The following is an 18451-nucleotide window of genomic DNA, read 5'->3' as shown; positions in this document are numbered from 1 at the left end:
CGGCCCCTTCGTGAGCAAGCTCACTCCCACAGGTCCCCCGAACTGGCCGAAATATCGAGCCGAACCACCATCCCGTGGGAGTCGAGCTTGCTCGCGAAGGCTCACTTTCAGTCACCAGAAAAGTGGCTGAATGCCCCGGCCCCTTCGTGAGCAAGCTCACTCCCACAGGTCCCCCGAACTGGCCGAAATATCGAGCCGAACCACCATCCCGTGGGAGTCGAGCTTGCTCGCGAAGGCTCACTTTCAGCCGGCAGAGAATGTAGCTGAATGCCTCGGCCTCTTCGTGAACAGGATCGAGCGCCACCCCGGTCACTCCCACGTGTCCCGGGATCTTTCAGCGGGAAGATCAGCGCCGGCGCCGACAAACTCACCCGCTTTTCCACCCCCCACCCAACGCCGCCATCAGCCCGACACTGGCCTGCAATCTGCTGGTCTCAACCACCTGCAACCGCCGTTGTGCCTGAAGCGCCGCAGTTTGCGCGGTCACTACATCCAGGTAACTCGCGGCCCCGGCCTGGTAGCTGCTCATCGCCATCTGTTCGGCGCTTTGTGCGGCGTCGACGGCGGCGTGCTGGTCTTCGGATTCACGCTGCAGATCGCGCAGCTGACCCAGATTGTCTTCCACCTCGCACACCGCCTTGAGCACCTGGCTGTGGTAGTGCGCGGCGGCTTCTTCGAATTCGGCCTTGGCTTGCCGCTCGTTCGCGCTGCGGCGGCCGCCGTCGAAAATCGGCAGGTTGACCAGCGGCCCCAGCGCCCAGTAACGATTGGCTGCCGCCAGCAGATTGCCGCTGCCCTGGGTTTGCCCGCCGAGCAGGCCGGTCAGGCTGAAGTCCGGGTACCACGCCGCTTTCGCCACGCCGATGTTGGCGTTGGCGGCGAACACCCGGCGCTCTGCGGCGGCGACGTCGGGGCGTTGTTGCAGCAGGCTGCCGGGCAAAGTGTGGGGGATGCCGGGCAGTTTCAGGGCTTGCGCGTTCTGGGCCAGATGAACGTCTCCGGGCATCGCGCCCACCAGTTCGGCGATGGCGTGTTCGCTGAGGTCGCGCTGGGCGTTGACGTCATCGAGCTGCGCCCGGGCTTCGGCGAGCTGGCTTTGCGCACGGGTCAGGTCCAGTGCCGACGCGATCTTCCCCTCGTAGCGATCGCGGGTCAGATGCAGGGCCTGGGTGTAATCGTCCAGCGAGGTCTGCAGGATGCGGCTTTGCGCGTCCAGCCCGCGCACCTGCACATACAGCGTCGCCAACTGGCGCTGCAGGCTCAGGCGCGCGACCGCCAGATCGTCCGCCGAGGCTTGGGCCTGGGCGTCGCCGGCCGCCACCTGGTTGCGGATCTTGCCCCACAGGTCCGGGTCGAAATTCAGGCTGAAACCGGCGGTGTCGCTGTCGTAGACCGAGGGTTGCGTGCCACCGCGCAATGGCCGGCGATCCGACTGCCGCTGACGAACCGGGCTCAGGCTGGCGTTGACCTGAGGCATCAGGCCCGCGTGCAGCTGACCGGTATACGCGAGCGCGGCGTCGTAGTGGGCCAGCGCAGCGGTCAGGTCCGGGTTGGCATTGAGCAGCCGTTGTTGCAGGTCATTCAGTTGCGCGTCCTCGAACGCCTCCCACCACTGGGCTTGCACCGTATCGGCAGGCTGCGCCGGATGCCAGGGGCCGGCGTCCTCGGCGAAATGCGCGGGCAGTTGAACCGCCGGCGCCTGATAAACGGGGGCGAGCGAACAGCCCTGCAGCGTCACCGCGACGGCCAGCGCCAGCGCTTCAAGCCTTGTACGCATGGTTACCTCCGGCGTCCGCCAGTTGCACGGCATCGTTCTCCCGCAGCGCATCGGGCGGGTTATCGATGACGTGATCGGCCGGCTTGAGGCCTTGATCGATGATCAGCCGGTCCCCCAGATCCATCGCGATGTGGATGTCGCGCAGGTGCACATGGCCGGTGCGGTCGAGGGTGGCAACCTGGGTGCCTTTGGCGCGGAAGATCAGCGCGCTGGCCGGAATGCTCAGCCCGCCGCTGGCGTTGTTTACCGGCAGCGTGGCGTCGGCGTAGTCGCCGGGCATCAGCGCGCCGTCCGGGTTGTCGGCGATGAACTGGGCCAGCAGGGTGCCGGAGCGCGGATCCACCGCCGTGGAATCCCCCAGCAATGTCGCCCTGTAGGTCTGCCCCGGATGCTCGGGCACGCTTAGCTGAACCTGCATGCCGGGGCGGACCACGCTGGCGTAGTTCTGCGGGATCGGCACATACAGCCGCAGGCGATGGGTGTCGGCGAGGCTGAACAGCGGGCGGGCGCCGCCGTCATCGGCTTTGATCAACTGCCCGATGTCGGTATTGCGCGCGGTGACAGTGCCACTGAACGGCGCGCGAATGGTCTTGTAATCCTCCAGCGCCACGATCCTTTGATAGTCGGCGTTTGCCGCTTGCACATCGGCATTGGCGGCGACGGCGGTGGAGACTTTTTCATCCACTACCTGTTGCGACACCGAATGGGTTGTCAGCAGGTGCTGCCAGCGTGCCGCCGTGGTCTGGGCGATGCGCGCGCTGGCGTGTTGCTGGGCCAGACGCGCCCGGGCCTGAGCCAGTTGCTGGTCGAGTTCGGGGCTGTCGATGTGGGCCAGTACCTGACCGGCCTGCACATGGCTGCCGATGTCGGCGTCCCAGTCTTTCAGGTAACCGCTGACCCGCGCGTTGATCGCCGCATTGCTCCAGGCCTCGAGGCGCGCGGGCAGGCGCAGGGTGTTGCCTTGGGCGCTTTGGGTCGGCACGACAACGCTGACAACGGGCACCGATTGCTGCTCGGTCCAGGCGTCGACGGCGTGTGCCTCGCGGGTGCGCGCGGCGAGGCCATTGGCGACCAGCAGCGCCGCCAGGGTCAGGCCGCCAATGCCGAGCAACATCAGGCGTTTGCGCGAAGGGGCGTGTTCAGACGACATGGGGTGTTTCTCCATCAAGGGCATTCGCAGGCAAGGGTTTTGAGTGGCGGTGGACGAGGCTGAACACCACCGGCACGAACAGCAGGGTGGCAGTGGTGGCGAGGATCAGGCCGCCGATCACCGCACGGCCGAGCGGCGCGTTCTGTTCCTGGGAAATCGCCAGCGGCAGCATGCCGATGATCATCGCCAGCGCGGTCATGCACACCGGGCGGAAGCGCGTGTAGCCAGCCTCCATCGCGGCGAGCAGGGCATCGCCGTGTTCGGCAAGGCGCTCGCGGCAGAAACTCACCACCAGAATCGAGTTGGCGGTGGCCACGCCCATGCAGAGGATCGCCCCGGTTAGCGCCGGTACCGACAGCGACGTGCCGCTGAGGAACAGCATCCAGACGATGCCGGCCAGCGCGGCGGGGAGGGCGGTGATGATCACGAACGGATCGATCCACGATTGAAAGTTGACCACGATGAGCAAGTAGATCAGCACCACGGCGCCGAGCAGACCGAGGCTCAGGCCGCTGAAGGCTTCATGCAACGCGTCGATCTGGCCGTGCAGGCTGACCGTCGCGCCGTTGGGCCGCAGGTGCGCGGTCTCGTCGATGACCTTCTGGATGTCCGCCGCCACGCCGCCGAGGTCGCGGCCCTGCACGTTGGCGAACAGGTCCAGGGTCGGCTGAATGTTGTAGTGGGTGACCACCGCCGGGCTGTCGGCGCGGCTGATCGTCGCCAGGCCGCCGAGAATCTGCGACTGCCCGTTGCTGCCGGTAATCGGCAGGGCTTCGAGGCTCGGCAGGCTGTCGAGACGGTACTGCGGTGTCGCCGCGACCACCGAATACGAGACGCCGTTTTTCGGGTTCAGCCAGTACGTCGGCGCCACTTGGGAGGTCCCGGCCAGGGAAGCGCCGAGGCTGGTGGTGACGTCTTTTTCGGTGATCCCCAGTTGCTTGGCCCGCAGTCGATCGACGTTCACCTGCAACGACGGGTAACCGGTGGATTGCTGAATGCGCAGGTCGGCGATGCCCGGCACATGTTGCAAAAGGCGCTGCAGTTCCAGTGCGTAGGCGCGGTTGGCGTCGCCGTTGGGGCCGGAGATGTTCAGGTCCAGCGGAGCCGGGGCGCCGAAGTTGAGGATCTGGCTGCTGATGTCGGCGGGCATGAAGGCGAACTGGCTGCCGGGAAAGCTTTGCGGCAGGGCTTCGCGCAGGCGTTTGACGTAATCGGCGGTTGGCGCGTGATCGGCCTTGAGGGTGACCTGAATGTCGCCATCCTGCGGTCCGATGGTGCCGCTGCTGCTGTAGGCCATGTCGATGCCGCTCAGGGGGATGCCGATGTTGTCGATCACCGTGTCCAGCTCATCCGCCGGGATGATCTCGCGGATGCGCTGCTCGATGCGGTCGAACGCCGCCGCGCTTTCTTCGATGCGCGTGCCCAGTGGCAGGCGCACGTGCATCGACAGCGCGCCGGCGTCGGTGGCCGGGAAGAAGTCTTCGCCCAGGCTGGGCAGCAGCGCAAAACTGGCGAGCACGCAGGCGAGAAAGCCGAGGAGAAACGCTTTTCGCCGCTGCAATGCCAGCCCAAGAAGGCCGTGGTAGGTGTCGCGAATCGTTGAGAAACGTGCCTCGAAACCCTGCTGAAACTTCAACGCGCCGCGCAGGATCAGGTTGCCTTGTCGGCCATGCTGATCGCCTTCGTGGTGATTGATGAACGGGTCTTCCGGGTGATGGCCCGGGCCGGTTTCCAGCACGTGGGGTTTGAGCAGAAACATCGCCAGGGTCGGCACCAGGGTGCGCGACAGCAGGAACGAGCTGGCCATGGCGAAGATCACCGCCAGCGCCATCGGCCGGAACAAATAACCGGCGATCCCTTGCAGCATGAACATCGGCACGAAGACGATGCAGATGCACAGCAGCGACACGAACGCGGGGCCGACGATCTGCCGCGCACCGTCCATGATCGCGTCCTTCACCGCCTTGCCCTGCTCCAGGTGCCAGTTGATGTTCTCGATGGTCACCGTTGCGTCGTCCACCAGAATCCCCACCGCCAGCGCCAATCCGCCGAGGGTCATCACGTTCAGGGTTTGTCCGGTCACGGAAAGCAGCGCGATGGCCGAGAGCACCGCCAGGGGAATCGACGCCGCGATGATCAGCGTCGAGCGCCAGCTGCCGAGAAACAGCAGAATCATCACGCTGGTCAGCAAGGCGGCGATGATGCCTTCCCGGGCCACACTCCCCACCGACGCTTTGACGAACACCGAGGCATCGCCCAGCAACGAAGTTTTCAGGGCGGGCGGCAGGGTCTCGTTGATCAGCGGCAGCATGTTGCGGATGTTGTCGACGATGGACAGGGTCGAGATGTTGCCGTTCTTCAGTGCCGGCATCAGCACGGCGCGGCGGCCATCAACGCGCACGATATTGGTCTGCGGCGGCGAACCGTCGCGCACGTGGGCCACCTGGCCGATGGTGATCAGCGCGCCGTCGACGGTCTTGATCGGCAGGTCATTGAGTTCGTCGATGGCCTTGGGGCTGTTGTTGAGCAGCACAGTGTATTCGTCGCTGCCCATCTTCGCCGTGCCCACCGGGATGATCTGGTTGCCGGCGGCCAGTGCGTTGCCGACGTCTTGCGCGGACAGGCCTTTGGCGGCCAGCGCCTGCGGGTCGAGGTCCAGGGTGATCTGCCGCTGCTTGCCGCCCATGGGCGTCGGCATCGCCAGCCCCGGCACGGCGCTGAGGGGCAGGCGGACGCTGTTCTGCACCAGGTCGCGAATCTTCGCTTCCGACAGCGTCGGGCTGGAAAAGGCCATCTGCAGGATCGGCACGGTCGAGGCGCTGTAGTTGAGGATCAGCGGCGGCGTGATGCCCGCCGGCATTTGCTTGAGCACGGTCTGTGAGACCGCGGTCACTTGCGCGTTGGCGGTGCGGATATCCACGCCCGGCTGGAAGAAAATCTTGACGATGCCCATGCCGGGCAGCGACTGCGACTCGATGTGTTCGATGTCGTTGACCGTCGTGCTCAGCGAGCGCTCGTAGGTGTAGATCACCCGACCGGCCATGGCGTCCGGCGACAGACCGGCGTATTGCCAGACCACCGCGACCACCGGAATGCCGATGTCCGGAAACACATCGGTGGGCGTTTTAAGGGCCGCCATCGGCCCGACAATACAGATGAAAATCGCCAACACGATAAACGTGTACGGCTTTAGCAATGCAGTCCTGACCAGCCCGAGCATGCCGTAAACCTCCCATTTCGAATGGGCGCAGTGTTGGTGGACGTACCTAACACGCGGCTTTCAGCCAGATGAACAAAACGTTAGTGCGGTGAGCAGGTTGCTTTCATGCTGGATTCATTTGTTGTTCATCCGCGGCCCACGCACCCTGCGCCCCTCGAAATTCCACCCTTCACATCAGGGATTTTTTCAACTGCCGAGGTCGTGTCATGAAAGCCAAATCGATATTGCTGGTTCCTATGTTCAGTCTGGTCGCGTTGCTCTCCGCCTGCGCCGGTCCCATGCCAAAAGCCGACCCGAGCGAGGCGTGGATCAGCTTGCAGGAACAGCCCGCCGACGTGCTGATGGCCGAGGACCTGGACGGCAAGCGCCTGAATGACGGCCGCTTCTTCGAAGTCAAACCCGGCGCCCATACCCTCGACGTCAACCTGATCGTCGAACGCAGCGGCGACAACGGAGAGATGAACTGCCAGACCGGTATCCAATTCAGCCAGTTCCAGGCGGGCGAGCATTACAAACTGGTGGAGTCCAGCCTGGGCGAGGAATACCGGGTGAAGCTTGAGGATGCGAAAGGGAAATCCCTGGGGCACAGCGTGGATTTCACCTGTATGCCGGGGTGATGGGGAAGCTGCTTTGTGGTTCGGGTGATGTCGCGCACTGTCACGCGGCACACCTGATCCATGTGGGGGGTGACCGGGGTGGCGACCTACCTTGCTCACGAAGACGGCATTCAGGCTGCCGGATAATGAGCGGCTGTACCGGCCTATTCGCGAGCAAGCTCGCTCCCACAGGATTCGTGTTTGCTGCGTGGCAGTGTGCACGAATCCACATCTGTGAATGCTCGCCAGCGCATCCTGTTTCGTTTTGTGACGTCGGATAGGCGCAGTCCAGCCGCTCGCGAATACTGCGCGCCGCTGGACTGTCGTGACTTCATAAAGGGATGGGTGACTGTGGATACGGATGATCGACGGATATCAGAAGAGGCTGTTGTTTTTGCCAAGGCGAACAGGAAGGAGATTGCAAAGAGGCTGACGGATCCTTCGATATACCTTTCGGAGGATTCGCCTGTATCGGTGTTTATGGCGGGCTCACCCGGGGTTGGTAAAACCGAAGCATCCCTGGAGTTTCTCGGCCGATTCGGCGGATCAGTGCTGCGGATCGACCCGGATACCTATCGCGCCGAATTGCCCGGCTACACGGGAAGTAATTCTTCTCTGTTTCAACGAGCGGTTTCTGTTTTGGTGTCTGCCGTTCACGATGAGGCGTTGCGGCTGCAGCAATCGTTTCTGCTGGACGGCACGGCATCGAATTTCGACACGGTTTCACTCAACATCCGGCGCTCGCTCAAGCGGGGTCGGTTCGTGTTGGTGCTCTATGTCTATCAAAACCCCGAGAGAGCCTGGGAGTTCGTTCAGGCGCGCGAGAAAGTGGAGGGCCGGAACATCCCTATGCAGGGGTTCGTGGATCAATACTTTGCGGCTCGGGAGGTGGTGAACCGTTTGAAATACGAGTTTGGCCATGCAGTGACCGCGGATGTTTTTATCAAGAATCATGATGGTTCTACCAAGTCTTACCGGCAGAACATCCAGCAAATTGACACCCACATACCCGAAACCTATTATCGGGCATCGCTTGAACGCAGGCTGAATTCCAGGAGGTACGAATAATGGCTACTCCACAAAAACTCAAAACAGTGAAGTCGACGCCGTTTTCCGACTTCGTCCGCAACGCCACCTTCGAGGAGAAGGAGCGGGTTTATCTGGATGTCATGGAGAAAGCCTGGGCGCGGCAGGAAAAGATCATCGAGCAAGCCCGGAAAATGTAACCCCGCCCCCAATTAACAAAGCCGCCCTCGAGGCGGCTTTGTCGTTTTGCTTGCAGCTTGCAGCTTGCAGCCCCAGTCTTTTTACCCCAACGCCAACACCCGTCGGCATTCCAGCACCAGGCTCGCGCCGCCGGACGGGCTGCTGCCGATGCGCAGTTTGAAGCCATGGAGGTTGACGATGGCGGCGACGATGGACAATCCCAGGCCAAAGCCGCTTTGCTGATTGCCGTTTTCGCTGCGATAGAAGCGCTTGAACACCGCCTCGCGTTCGGCGTCGGGGATGCCGGGGCCGGTGTCCTGGACTTCGATGAACGTGGTGTCACCTTCGGCGCGGGCGATGAGCAGCACTTGGCCGCCCGGCGGGGTGAATTTGATCGAGTTGCTCAGCAGGTTCGACAGCGCCTCGAACAGCAGGGCCCGATCACCCACCATCGGCGGCAGGCGCTCGGCGACTTTCAGCTGCAACGAGACACGGCCTTCTTCGGCCAGCGGCAGGTAGAAATCGTGCAGCTCCTGCAACAGCGGCTGCGGGTCCAGCTGACCGAAAGCCGAACGCCGCTGGTGATCTTCCAGTTCGGAAATCCGCAGCAATCCGCGAAAGCGCGCCATCAGTGTGTCGGCGTCGGCGATCACCTGGGCCATCTGCTCGCCCAGCGCCGAATCTTCCGGGGACTGCTGCTGGATTCGATAAAGCTGCGCGCGCAGCCGGGTGAGCGGGGTGCGCAAGTCGTGAGCAATGTTGTCGCAGACGCCCTTGACCTCGTTCATCAAGCGCTCGATGCGGTCGAGCATGGCGTTGACGATGTCGGCGAGCATGTCCAGTTCGTCGCGTCGGTCAGACACCGGCAGGCGGCGCGCCAGGTCGCCGGTGACGATCGCTTCGGCGCTGGCCTGGATTGCCCGGATGCGCTGGAGCGGCCGGCGTCCCAGCAGGTGCCAGCCGGCGATGCCCGGAATGATCGTCAGCGAAATTCCCCACAGCAGCGCGCGCAGGATCAGCGTGGTCACAGCGAACAGCGAACCGTTGTCGCGCACCAGAATCAGCCAGCGATCATCCAGCGTATGGATTGCCACGGCGTCGCAGCCCGAGCTGGGCAGGTCCGGGTCGTCGGAATCGATGCAGGTGTTCAGTTCCTGGATTTCGCCGGTCAGCTTGAGGCCGTCGGGAATGCTCTGGATCGGGCCGCTGATGGGCTTCATGTCCTTGTCGAACAGCCCGTAGGCGTCGACCGAGCGCATGTCGAATTTGTCGCTGGTGCGCAACGCATCGTCCAGCTGCGCGCCTTCAAAGCGCGAGAACAACTGTTGGCGCTGCATCAACGAGTGGCGGGCGAGGGTGTTGAGGTAACTGGTGACTTCCCAGTACAGCACCCCCATGAGGATGCTGCTCCAGGCCACAAACAGGAAACTGTACAGCGCCAGCAGCCGGCTGCTGGAGGAGCGCCAGCCCTTAGACGGGTTCGGCAATGACATAACCTGAGCCTCGAACGGTACGTATCAGCGGCGTCAGGGTAGGGGGATCGATTTTCTTGCGCAAGCGACCGATGTGCACGTCGATCAGGTTGGTGCCCGGGTCGAAGTGATAACCCCAGACTTCTTCGAAAATCATCATGCGGGTGATGATCTGCCCGCTGTTGCGCATCAGGAATTCCAGCAGCTTGTATTCGGTCGGCAGCAGGTTCAACGGCTGTCCGGCGCGGCTGGCCTCACGGGTGATGAGATTGAGTTCGAGGTCGGCGACCTTGAGCATGGTCTCGGCCTGGGTCACCGGATTGCTGCGGCGCAGCAGGACTTCCACGCGCGCGGCCATTTCATCGGAGGCGAAGGGTTTGGACAGGTAATCATCGCCACCGGCCCGCAGCCCTCGCACCCGCTCATCGACGTCCGACAGCGCGCTGATCATCAGAATGGGCGTGGCAATGCCCAGGGCGCGCATGGTGGTGACAATCGCCAGGCCGTCGACTTCCGGCAGCATGCGGTCGAGGGTGATCAGGTCGTAATCGCCGCTGACCGCACGGACGAGGCCCTCGCGACCGTTGTCGACCCAGTCCACTTGCAGGCCGTGGCTGCTCAGTTCGGCAACGATTTCCTTCGCGGTGACGGCATCGTCTTCGATTGTCAGAATTCGCGTCATGTGAGGTCAGGGCCACGTGAGAGGACAGAAGTCTGCATTTTGCCTTTAAACGTAGTCGGGATTTCTTAAAAATAATTTAAGAAGGGCATGAGGGACTTTTTGGTGCTAGCCAGGGTGCCGAGGGGAGGGGGCACGCTGGAGAATTCTGATCGTGCTGTCGATTAGTGGGAGCGAGCTTGCTCGCGAATGCATTCCGTCAGGCGACCATGTTTTGTCTGCTCGGACGCTTCGCGAGCAAGGTGGAGCGCCACCCCGGTCACTCCTACAGTTGCCTTACGCGCCTTTGCGATCCGATTCTGCTTTGGGCTGACCCAGCTCTTGCTTCAGCTTTTCGTCCAGCGCTTTCTTCTTGCCTTTCTTGTCCGGCGTTTCGCCTTCGCTGCGGATCTGCGCATGGCTGATCAACGCGAAGATGAAACTGCCGCCGATGATGTTACCGGCCAGTGTCGGGCCGGCGAAGATCATCCAGAAATCCTTCCACGGCAGTTCGCCGGCGAACACCAGATAAGACACCTCAGCCGAGCCAACGACGATGTGGGTGAAATCCCCCAGCGCCATCAGGTAGGTGATCATCACGATGATGCCGATCTTCGCGCTTTCCATGGACGGGATCATCCACACCATGGTGGCGATCATCCAGCCGGAAATGATGCCTTTGGAGAACATTTGCCAGGTGTCGTTCTCCATCACCTTGCGGCCGATTTCGAGGAAGGCCTGATCGGTCTTGGTGTCGAAGATCGGCAGATGCAGCATGACGTAGGCCACCAGCAACGTGCCGCACAGGTTGCCCACCAGCACCACGGTCCACAGCCGCAACAGACGCACGACATTGTTCAGCGTCGGTTTGCTCATCACTGGCAACACGGCAGTCAGGGTGTTTTCGGTGAACAGTTGCTGACGAGCAAGAATCACCGCCAGAAACCCTGCGCTGTAGCCGAGGCTGGCAATGACTTTAAAGCCTTCCGCATCGGGCAGTCGCGAGTTCAACAACCCCATCGCCATCAGGGACAGGCCCATGGTAAGCCCGGCCGCGAGGGCCGACCAGAACAGCGCAGCGACGTTGCGCTCCAGCTCCTGATCGCCCTGCATGCGGATCGTTTCGTGAAGGACGGCGGCCCGGGGCGGCTGGTTTTCGTCGATGTCGCGTTCTTCTTCCGGCGTCAGGCCGGGGGTCTTGCCGTCTGGTTCGTGTTCCATGGCGATCCTTTGGGTGTCAGTGCACGTTGAAACGTGTTCTTTGGGAGAGTGCTCGGTTCAAGAGTGCTCGGGAGGCGACGGTTCGCTTGCACATGCTTGCTGCGCGGCGCTGCTGCTTGAGACACAATCCGTTACCCGTCGTTCGCCAACGGCGACTGCCTTTTCATTGATGTGGGAGAACCTCTTTTGACCCTTCACATTCGCGACGCCACCCGTGCCGACGCCGCCGTCATTCTGGGCTTCATCACCGAGCTTGCGATCTACGAAAAAGCCGAGCACGAGGTCAAGGCCAGTGTCGCCGACATCGAGCGCAGTCTGTTCGACGAAGCCTCTCCGGCCAAGGCGCTGATCTGTCTGCTGGATGGCCAGCCCATCGGTTTCGCCGTGTACTTCCTGAGCTACTCCACCTGGCTGGGTCGCAAGGGCCTGTACCTTGAGGATCTGTACGTGTCCGCCGCGCAGCGGGGTGTCGGCGCGGGCAAGAAGCTGCTGCGCCATCTGGCCCGGATCGCCCACGACAGCGGCTGCGGCCGTCTGGAATGGAGCGTGCTGGACTGGAACCAGCCGGCGATCGATTTCTATAAATCGATCGGCGCCGAGCCCCAGGACGAGTGGGTGCGCTACCGGATGGAGGGGGAAGGGTTGAAGCGCTTTGCAGAAGGGCAGGATTGAGCCATCTAGTCAGTCAGCTCTGCACTGTCGATCCGGTTGACGCCCGCGAGGGCCATGTCTTTCCAGGCCTGGTCCAGCGAGCCGTTCAGGTCGATGGCCTTGCACGCATCGGCGATCACCCAGGTGTTGAAACCCGCCGCCCTGGCGTCCAGCGCGGTCCAGGCCACGCAGAAATCCAGGGCGAGGCCGACCACGAACACGCTGTCGATGCCACGCTCGCTCAGATAGCCGGCCAGCCCGGTGCGCGTGGTGCGGTCGGCTTCGACAAACGCGGAATAGCTGTCGATGCCGGCGTTGCAGCCCTTGCGCAGGATCAACTGTGCGTGGGTGATGTCCAGGTCGGCGTGCAACCGGGCACCGTGGCTGCCTTGCACGCAGTGATCGGGCCACAGCGTTTGCGCGCCGTAGGGCAGGGTGATGCTGTCAAACGGCGCGCGCCCGGCGTGGCTCGACGCAAACGACACATGCCCGCGCGGGTGCCAGTCCTGGGCCATGACCACGTTGCGAAACTGCGCGCCGAGGCGGTTGATCAACGGCACCAGTGCATCGCCTTCGGCCACGGCCAGCGCGCCGCCGGGCATGAAGTCATATTGCATGTCGATCACCAGCAACGCGGCGCGTGGGTCGGAGGGCAATCGGGAAAGCGGCGTGGTCATCATCTGAGTCCTTGATGCAGTGAGTCTTGGGGCAATGAGTCGGTTCGCGGTCAGGCCAACACGCGGATCGGCGCGCCGGCGTGCCAGGCCTGAATGTCCTCGATCATCTGGCTGAAAAACATCCGGTAGTTGTTCTCGGTCACGTAGCCCACGTGGGGTGTGGCCAGGACGTTGGGCAACGTGCGAAACGGGTGATCGGCGGGCAACGGCTCGACGCTGTAAACGTCCAGGGCGGCGCCAGCGATTTTATTCTGGTTGAGCACCTCGATCAGCGCGTCCTCGTCGACGATCGGCCCGCGGGCGGTGTTCACCAGATACGCCGTCGGCTTCATGCGGTTTAGCGAATCGGCATCGACCAGCCCGCGGCTGCGCTCGCTGAGCACCAGGTTCACCGAGACCACGTCCGCTTGCTCGAACAGTTCCTGCTTGCTGACGTACGTCACGCCATGCTCGGCGGCCCGTTCAGCGGTGAGGTTCTCGCTCCAGGCGATCACCTTCATGTCGAAAGCCTTGCCGTAGCGGGCGATTTTCTGGCCGATGCTGCCCAGCCCGACGATGCCCAGGGTCCTGCCGTACAAGTCGCTGCCGATGCCGATCTGCCAGCCGCCCGCGCGCAGGGAATTGGCTTCGTCGACCAGGTTGCGGGTCACGCCCATGATCAGCGCCCAGGTCAGTTCAGGCGCCGCGTACTTATAGCTGTCGGTGCCGACCAAGGTGATGCCCAGGCGCGCGGCGGCCTTGAGGTCCAGCGCCGCGTTGCGCATGCCGCCGGTCACCAGCAGTTTCAGGTTCGGCAGCTGACTGAGCAGGGCGTCATCGAAAACCGTGCGCTCGCGCATCACGCAGAGGATCTGAAAGTCCTTGAGGCGGGCGACCATCGCGTTTGTATCCGCCGGGTAGTCATGGAGAAAACTGACCTCGCCGATCCGCTGCAATACGGCCCAGTCCACAACGTGTTCAGCGACCGATTGCCAGTCGTCGAGTACGGCAATCTTCAGCCCGGAATCCTGAGTCATTGAGCGAGGCCTCGTTCAGCAGCGATGTTGGATTTGTGGCGCTCACAGTACGCCTGCGCGGGGCGGTCTGGAAGTCCGTGTGTGGGAGTGAGCTTGCTCGTGAAGGTGCCGGTACCTGCGCTGAATGTCAGTTAAACAACCCCGCCGCGATGTTGATCGAGAACCCCAGAATCGAGGTGTTGAACACAAACCCGATCAGCGACTGCGCCAGCACCACTTTGCGCAGGCCGCGCGTGGCGACGCCGACGTCGGAAGTCTGCACCGCAACGCACAAGGTGAAGGAGAAATACAGAAAGTCCCAGTAGTCCGGGTTCTCTTCGCCATCGGCAAAGCGCAACGCCGGCTTGTCGCCGTTCCAGGTGTAGAACACCCGGGCGTAGTGCAGGCTGAAGACCACGCCGATCAGCAGCCATGAGCCGAGGATGGTGAAGCCGGTGAAGGCGTAATGCAGCGCTTTATCGGCGTCCTTCATGTCCTGAATGCCGGCCAGCTCGAGGATGATCGCCGCCAGGCTGGCAATGGCCGCCACGCAGACAACGAACAGCACCACGCCGGCGTTTTCGTCCTCGATTTCGGCCACCCGGCGCACGTCTTCCGCGCTGGATTTGAAGGTGCGGCGCATGATCATCGCCATGTACAGCCAGCCGGCGACGTTCCAGCCGATCAGGCATTTGCTGATGACTGAAATGTCGGGGGCGACGAACGCGCTGGCGATACCGGCAGCGACGCCCACAAGGGTGGCGATGGTCAGGCGGGGGTGGGTCTTGGCAAGGCGGGACATAGAGGAATTCACGGCAGTGAGATGCGCGAACAGTAGCACGCGGCCGCTACAGCAGATGATGAAGAAAAACGGCGCGCAAGGGGTTACGCGCCGGTCGCCATTTGGCAGTTTAGGTGAATCTGTTAACCGGCCCGTCCAGTGGGAGGTTGACCGGTTGAAATCACTGAATCAGCGCACCAGACACGGCTGCTTGTTGTTGAACGTCCAGTTGGGCACCAGAAACTGCATCGCCACGCTGTCATCCCGCGCGCCGAGGCCCATGCCTTTGTACAGCTCGTGGGCCTTGGCCACCTGGTCCATGTCGATCTCGACCCCCAGCCCCGGCTTCTTCGGCACCTGAACGCTGCCGCCGATGATCTGCAGCGGCGCCTTGGTCAGGCGCTGGCCGTCCTGCCAGATCCAGTGAGTGTCGATGGCGGTGATGTTGCCCGGTGCAGCGGCGGCCGCGTGGGTGAACATCGCCAAGGAGATATCGAAGTGGTTGTTGGAGTGCGAGCCCCAGGTCAGGCCCCATTCGTTGCACATCTGCGCGACGCGCACCGAACCCTGCATGGTCCAGAAGTGTGGGTCGGCCAAGGGGATGTCTACTGATTGAAGCTGAATGGCATGGCCCATTTCGCGCCAGTCGGTGGCGATCATGTTGGTGGCGGTACGCAGGCCGGTGGCGCGACGGAATTCAGCCATCACTTCGCGGCCCGAATAACCGTTCTCTACGCCACAGGGGTCTTCGGCGTAGGCCAGCACCTTGTGCTGATCGCGGCACAGACGCACCGCTTCTTTCAGTGACCAGGCGCCGTTCGGGTCGAGGGTGATGCGCGCTTTCGGAAAACGTTCGGCCAGCGCCGTCACCGCTTCGATTTCCGCATCGCCGCTGAGCACGCCGCCCTTCAGCTTGAAGTCCTCGAAACCGTAGTGCGCATAAGCCGCCTCGGCCAGACGCACAACGGCTTCCGGGGTCAGGGCTTCTTCGTGGCGGACGCGAAACCACTCGTTGTCCGCGTCGGCTTCGGTGCGATAGGGCAGGTTGGTTTTTGTCTGGTCACCGACGTAGAACAGGTAACCGAGCATTTTCACTTCGTCACGCTGCTGGCCCTCGCCGAGCAGCGCCGCGACCGGCACCTCAAGGTGCTGACCGAGCAGATCCAGCACTGCAGCTTCAATGCCGGTGACCGCGTGGATGGTGATGCGCAGGTCGAAGGTCTGCAGGCCGCGACCGCCGGCATCGCGCTCGGCGAAGGTGCGGCGCACGTCGTTGAGGATCTTCTGGTAGTTGCCGATGCTGCTGCCGACCACCAGGGACCGGGCGTCTTCTAGGGTCTGGCGGATTTTCTCACCGCCAGGGATTTCACCCACGCCGGTGTGGCCGGCGTTGTCCTTGAGGATGACGATATTGCGGGTGAAATACGGACCGTGGGCGCCGCTGAGGTTGAGCAGCATGTCGTCGTGGCCGGCCACCGGAATGACCTGCATGTCGGTGATGACGGGGGTGCTGCCGGAATGCTGTGTGTTCATGTCTAAATCCTTGTGAGTACCCAGCGCGGCGGGGGCGCTGTCTTTACGGTCTTCATTGCTCAGAGCTCAGGGCCCAAGCGCTTGGCTCAAGTGTGGCTGGGTGTGACGTCGACCTTGGCCACCGGCACCGCGCCGGGCTTGGGCGTCGTGCGCACGGTAAACACCAGAATGGCGGCGATGATCGAGGTGACGGTCAGGCCATAAAGGCCGCCCTGGATCGAACCGGTCTGCTGTTCAAGGATGCCGAAGGTGGTCGGCGCAACGAAGCCGCCGAGGTTGCCCACCGAGTTGATCAACGCGATGACGCCGGCGGCGATCCGTGCATCCAGATAGCCCTGGGGAATCGGCCAGAACAGCGACGATGCCGATTTGAAGCCCATCGCCGCGAAGCAGATGGCGACGAAGGCGAACACCGGACCGCCCGTGGTCGACATGAACATTCCGGCCGCCGCGATCAACAGGGCCACGGCAACCCACGCCTGCTGGTGTTTCCACTTGGCCGACAGCGAGGCAAAACCGTACATGCAGACGATGGCGATGAACCATGGGATCGAGTTGAACAGACCGACCTGGAAGTCGGTGAGATCGCCCATCTTCTTGATGATGCTCGGCAGCCAGAACGTCGCCGCGTAGATCGTCAGCTGGATGAAGAAGTACATCAGGCAGAACAGGATGATCTGCGGGTCCTTGAGCAGTTTGCCGATGGACAGCTTGACCGGGTTGGCCGCTTCGCGAGCTTTCTGCTCGGCGTCGATGGTGTTGACCAGCGCGTCTTTCTCGGCCTCGGTGAGCCATTTCGCGTCGTGGGGTTTGGAGTCAAGCCAGAACCAGACGAAGAAGCACAGGCCGACGGAGAACATGCCTTCGATGAAGTACATCCACTGCCAGCCGTGGAAGCCCAGCGCGTCGATCTGCAGCAGCAGGCCGGAGAGCGGGCCGGAGATCACCGACGCAAAGGCCGAGCCGCTGAGGAAGATGGCGATGGCCTTGCCACGCTCGACGCCGGGCAACCAGCGCGTGAAGTAGTAGATCACGCCCGGGAAGAACCCGGCTTCGGCCACGCCCAGCAAGAAGCGCAGGATGTAGAAGTGGGTTTCGGTCTGGATGAACGCCATGCACGCCGCGACGATGCCCCAGGTCAGCATGATGCGGGTCAGCCAGATGCGCGCGCCGACTTTCTGCAGGAGGATGTTGGAGGGGACTTCAAACATCGCATACGCGATGAAGAACAGGCCGGCACCGAAGCCGTAGGCGGCCGCGCCGATACCCAGGTCATGTTCCATGTGACTACGCACGAAGCCGATGTTGACCCGGTCGATGTAGTTGACGATGAACATGATGACGAACAGCGGCAGGATGTGTCGTTTGACTTTCGAGACCGCCGATTGCAGGACGGAATCGGTGGCGTCATCCGCCCGTGATGAGGATGTGTTCACTCTGGTAACTCCCACTGATTATTTTTATGCGGGTAATTAAGCAAGTTGTGTGTGACAAGGTGTATAGGCCCTGTTGCCAGTCATCATACAAGTAATGATCGCCTTGGCAACCGTATTTGCGGGGCTTGCGGGAAGTATTTCGTCGGGCTAGTCTCGCTTGTCTGACAAGTTGGATGAGTGCGTATGGGGTGCTGAGTGGCTGTGTTTCCAAGGGCCCCGGTCGTTTCGCCTTGGGTTTCCAGCGAGTGGTTTGATACGAGTGACGAGCCTGGGCTGTCAGGAAAATACAAGTGGACGGCAGGCGTTGGCAGCCGTCGTTATTTCAATACTTATAGGACGACCTTTTTTGAACAGCACCGGACCCTTGCCACCCAAGCGACGCCAACACAGCCTGGCGACGGACCTGGTCACCGACCTGAGTCAGCGGATTTTGATGGGCACCATTGCGCCCGGCGCGAAACTGCCGTCCGAGAGCGAGATTGTCCGCGAGCACGGCGTAAGCCGCACGGTGGTGCGTGAGGCGATTTCCAAATTGCAGGCGTCCGGGCTGGTCGAGACCCATCAGGGCAAAGGCACCTACGTGCTGGCGCGTTCGGAGCAGAGCGGGCTGCACCTGAAGGTGGAGACGGCGTTCAGCGTGCGGCACATCATCGAGCTGCGCATGGGCCTGGAAACCCAGGCCGTCGCCCTGGCCGCGCAACGCCGGAGTCAGGCCCAGCTGACGGCGATGCGCGCCGCGCTGGATGATTATCAGGACCTGCTGGCCAAGGAAGACAGCTGCGTCGAAGCGGACCGGCGCTTTCATCTGCTGATCGCCGAAGCGACTGGCAATCCTTATTTCGTGGAGATCCTGCAAAACCTCGGCATCGCCGTCATCCCGCGCAGCCGCATTGCCACCAGCGAACGGGCCGGCGCGAGCCTCACCCACAGTGCGTATCTGGCCAACCTCGAACACGAAGCCATCCTCGCCGCCATCCGCCGCCAGGACCCCGACGCCGCCCGCGCCGCGATGTGGACGCACCTGAGCAACAGCCGAGAACGGCTGGCGCCGGTTGAGTGAAGGTCTTTATCGCTCGAA

The 18451-nt window shown here is 62.6% G+C and carries 16 protein-coding genes; 5 read left to right on the top strand and 11 right to left on the bottom strand.

Translation table 11 applies throughout. The features are described 5' to 3' along the window. Positions 1–367 precede the first annotated feature (367 nt). The 3 genes from SLW74_RS23005 to SLW74_RS22995 are packed head-to-tail and all read right to left on the bottom strand — an operon-like array spanning position 368 to position 6147. Positions 368–1777, bottom strand: a complete 1410-nt coding sequence (locus SLW74_RS23005) for an efflux transporter outer membrane subunit (RefSeq protein ID WP_410930223.1) — start codon at positions 1775–1777, stop codon at positions 368–370. Further along, complete coding sequence (locus SLW74_RS23000; protein ID WP_410930222.1) at positions 1761–2927, bottom strand: efflux RND transporter periplasmic adaptor subunit; 1167 nt, start codon at positions 2925–2927, stop codon at positions 1761–1763. The genes SLW74_RS23005 and SLW74_RS23000 overlap by 17 nt, the downstream gene beginning before the upstream one ends. Next, positions 2917–6147: an efflux RND transporter permease subunit gene (locus tag SLW74_RS22995; RefSeq protein ID WP_410930221.1), complete on the bottom strand. Its 3231-nt coding sequence runs from the start codon at positions 6145–6147 to the stop codon at positions 2917–2919. Before SLW74_RS22995 ends, SLW74_RS23000 begins: the two co-directional genes overlap by 11 nt. Before the next feature lie 206 nt (positions 6148–6353). Between SLW74_RS22995 and SLW74_RS22990 the strand changes: the two genes are divergently transcribed. The 3 genes from SLW74_RS22990 to SLW74_RS22980 all read left to right on the top strand — a co-directional run bounded on the left by SLW74_RS22990 (position 6354) and on the right by SLW74_RS22980 (position 7969). Then, a complete protein-coding gene (locus SLW74_RS22990; protein ID WP_410930220.1) occupies positions 6354–6764 on the top strand; it encodes a hypothetical protein in 411 nt (136 codons plus the stop codon). Between the two features lie 180 nt (positions 6765–6944). Continuing rightward, on the top strand, positions 6945–7811 hold the full coding sequence (locus SLW74_RS22985; protein WP_410930219.1) for a zeta toxin family protein: 867 nt from the start codon (positions 6945–6947) through the stop codon (positions 7809–7811). Further along, positions 7811–7969, top strand: a complete 159-nt coding sequence (locus SLW74_RS22980; protein ID WP_167355789.1) for a hypothetical protein — start codon at positions 7811–7813, stop codon at positions 7967–7969. Before SLW74_RS22985 ends, SLW74_RS22980 begins: the two co-directional genes overlap by 1 nt. 81 nt (positions 7970–8050) lie before the next feature. On the opposite strand, the gene SLW74_RS22975 is transcribed toward SLW74_RS22980, so the two are convergent. The 3 genes from SLW74_RS22975 to SLW74_RS22965 all read right to left on the bottom strand — a co-directional run bounded on the left by SLW74_RS22975 (position 8051) and on the right by SLW74_RS22965 (position 11300). After that, complete coding sequence (locus tag SLW74_RS22975) at positions 8051–9442, bottom strand: sensor histidine kinase (RefSeq protein WP_065988604.1); 1392 nt, start codon at positions 9440–9442, stop codon at positions 8051–8053. Beyond that, a complete protein-coding gene (locus SLW74_RS22970; RefSeq protein ID WP_065988603.1) occupies positions 9420–10103 on the bottom strand; it encodes a response regulator transcription factor in 684 nt (227 codons plus the stop codon). The genes SLW74_RS22975 and SLW74_RS22970 overlap by 23 nt, the downstream gene beginning before the upstream one ends. Positions 10104–10376: 273 nt before the next feature. Next, entirely contained in the window at positions 10377–11300 is a 924-nt protein-coding gene (locus SLW74_RS22965; protein WP_065988602.1) for a formate/nitrite transporter family protein, read from the bottom strand. Between the two features lie 186 nt (positions 11301–11486). Between SLW74_RS22965 and SLW74_RS22960 the strand changes: the two genes are divergently transcribed. Then, positions 11487–11972, top strand: coding sequence for a GNAT family N-acetyltransferase (locus SLW74_RS22960; protein ID WP_410930218.1), 486 nt, complete (start codon positions 11487–11489; stop codon positions 11970–11972). 5 nt (positions 11973–11977) lie between these two features. On the opposite strand, the gene pncA is transcribed toward SLW74_RS22960, so the two are convergent. The 5 genes from pncA to SLW74_RS22935 form a co-directional block, all read right to left on the bottom strand. After that, on the bottom strand, positions 11978–12628 hold the full coding sequence (gene pncA, locus SLW74_RS22955) for a bifunctional nicotinamidase/pyrazinamidase (protein ID WP_369320094.1): 651 nt from the start codon (positions 12626–12628) through the stop codon (positions 11978–11980). A gap of 50 nt (positions 12629–12678) precedes the next feature. Next, on the bottom strand, positions 12679–13644 hold the full coding sequence (locus tag SLW74_RS22950; protein WP_410930217.1) for a D-2-hydroxyacid dehydrogenase family protein: 966 nt from the start codon (positions 13642–13644) through the stop codon (positions 12679–12681). A gap of 127 nt (positions 13645–13771) precedes the next feature. Next, on the bottom strand, positions 13772–14425 hold the full coding sequence (locus SLW74_RS22945) for a DUF1345 domain-containing protein (RefSeq protein WP_065988598.1): 654 nt from the start codon (positions 14423–14425) through the stop codon (positions 13772–13774). A 168-nt stretch (positions 14426–14593) separates the two neighbouring features. Continuing rightward, a complete protein-coding gene (gene gudD / locus SLW74_RS22940) occupies positions 14594–15937 on the bottom strand; it encodes a glucarate dehydratase (RefSeq protein WP_410930216.1) in 1344 nt (447 codons plus the stop codon). An 86-nt stretch (positions 15938–16023) separates the two neighbouring features. Further along, entirely contained in the window at positions 16024–17373 is a 1350-nt protein-coding gene (locus SLW74_RS22935) for an MFS transporter (protein ID WP_065988596.1), read from the bottom strand. Positions 17374–17719: 346 nt separating this feature from the next. On the opposite strand from SLW74_RS22935, the gene SLW74_RS22930 reads away from it, so the two are divergent. Then, a complete protein-coding gene (locus tag SLW74_RS22930) occupies positions 17720–18433 on the top strand; it encodes a FadR/GntR family transcriptional regulator (RefSeq protein ID WP_065988595.1) in 714 nt (237 codons plus the stop codon). The last annotated feature ends 18 nt before the right edge of the window (positions 18434–18451 follow it).

Source organism: Pseudomonas sp. W5-36 (genome assembly GCF_046540455.1).
GTDB classification, from domain to species: Bacteria; Pseudomonadota; Gammaproteobacteria; order Pseudomonadales; family Pseudomonadaceae; genus Aquipseudomonas; species Aquipseudomonas graminis_B.
The sequence above is the reverse complement of the archived record's forward strand: the minus strand, read 5'-3'. Positions and strand labels throughout refer to the sequence as shown.

What these genes read in the sequence shown, in the direction of transcription:
- SLW74_RS22975 (WP_065988604.1), bottom strand. Translation starts at nt 9,442, where the DNA reads ATGTCATTGCCGAACCCGTCTAAGGGCTGGCGCTCCTCCAGCAGCCGG.
- SLW74_RS22945 (WP_065988598.1), bottom strand. Translation starts at nt 14,425, where the DNA reads ATGTCCCGCCTTGCCAAGACCCACCCCCGCCTGACCATCGCCACCCTT.
- gudD (WP_410930216.1), bottom strand. Translation starts at nt 15,937, where the DNA reads ATGAACACACAGCATTCCGGCAGCACCCCCGTCATCACCGACATGCAG.
- SLW74_RS22995 (WP_410930221.1), bottom strand. Translation starts at nt 6,147, where the DNA reads ATGCTCGGGCTGGTCAGGACTGCATTGCTAAAGCCGTACACGTTTATC.
- SLW74_RS23005 (WP_410930223.1), bottom strand. Translation starts at nt 1,777, where the DNA reads ATGCGTACAAGGCTTGAAGCGCTGGCGCTGGCCGTCGCGGTGACGCTG.
- SLW74_RS22950 (WP_410930217.1), bottom strand. Translation starts at nt 13,644, where the DNA reads ATGACTCAGGATTCCGGGCTGAAGATTGCCGTACTCGACGACTGGCAA.
- pncA (WP_369320094.1), bottom strand. Translation starts at nt 12,628, where the DNA reads ATGACCACGCCGCTTTCCCGATTGCCCTCCGACCCACGCGCCGCGTTG.
- SLW74_RS22990 (WP_410930220.1), top strand. Translation starts at nt 6,354, where the DNA reads ATGAAAGCCAAATCGATATTGCTGGTTCCTATGTTCAGTCTGGTCGCG.
- SLW74_RS22980 (WP_167355789.1), top strand. Translation starts at nt 7,811, where the DNA reads ATGGCTACTCCACAAAAACTCAAAACAGTGAAGTCGACGCCGTTTTCC.
- SLW74_RS23000 (WP_410930222.1), bottom strand. Translation starts at nt 2,927, where the DNA reads ATGTCGTCTGAACACGCCCCTTCGCGCAAACGCCTGATGTTGCTCGGC.
- SLW74_RS22970 (WP_065988603.1), bottom strand. Translation starts at nt 10,103, where the DNA reads ATGACGCGAATTCTGACAATCGAAGACGATGCCGTCACCGCGAAGGAA.
- SLW74_RS22965 (WP_065988602.1), bottom strand. Translation starts at nt 11,300, where the DNA reads ATGGAACACGAACCAGACGGCAAGACCCCCGGCCTGACGCCGGAAGAA.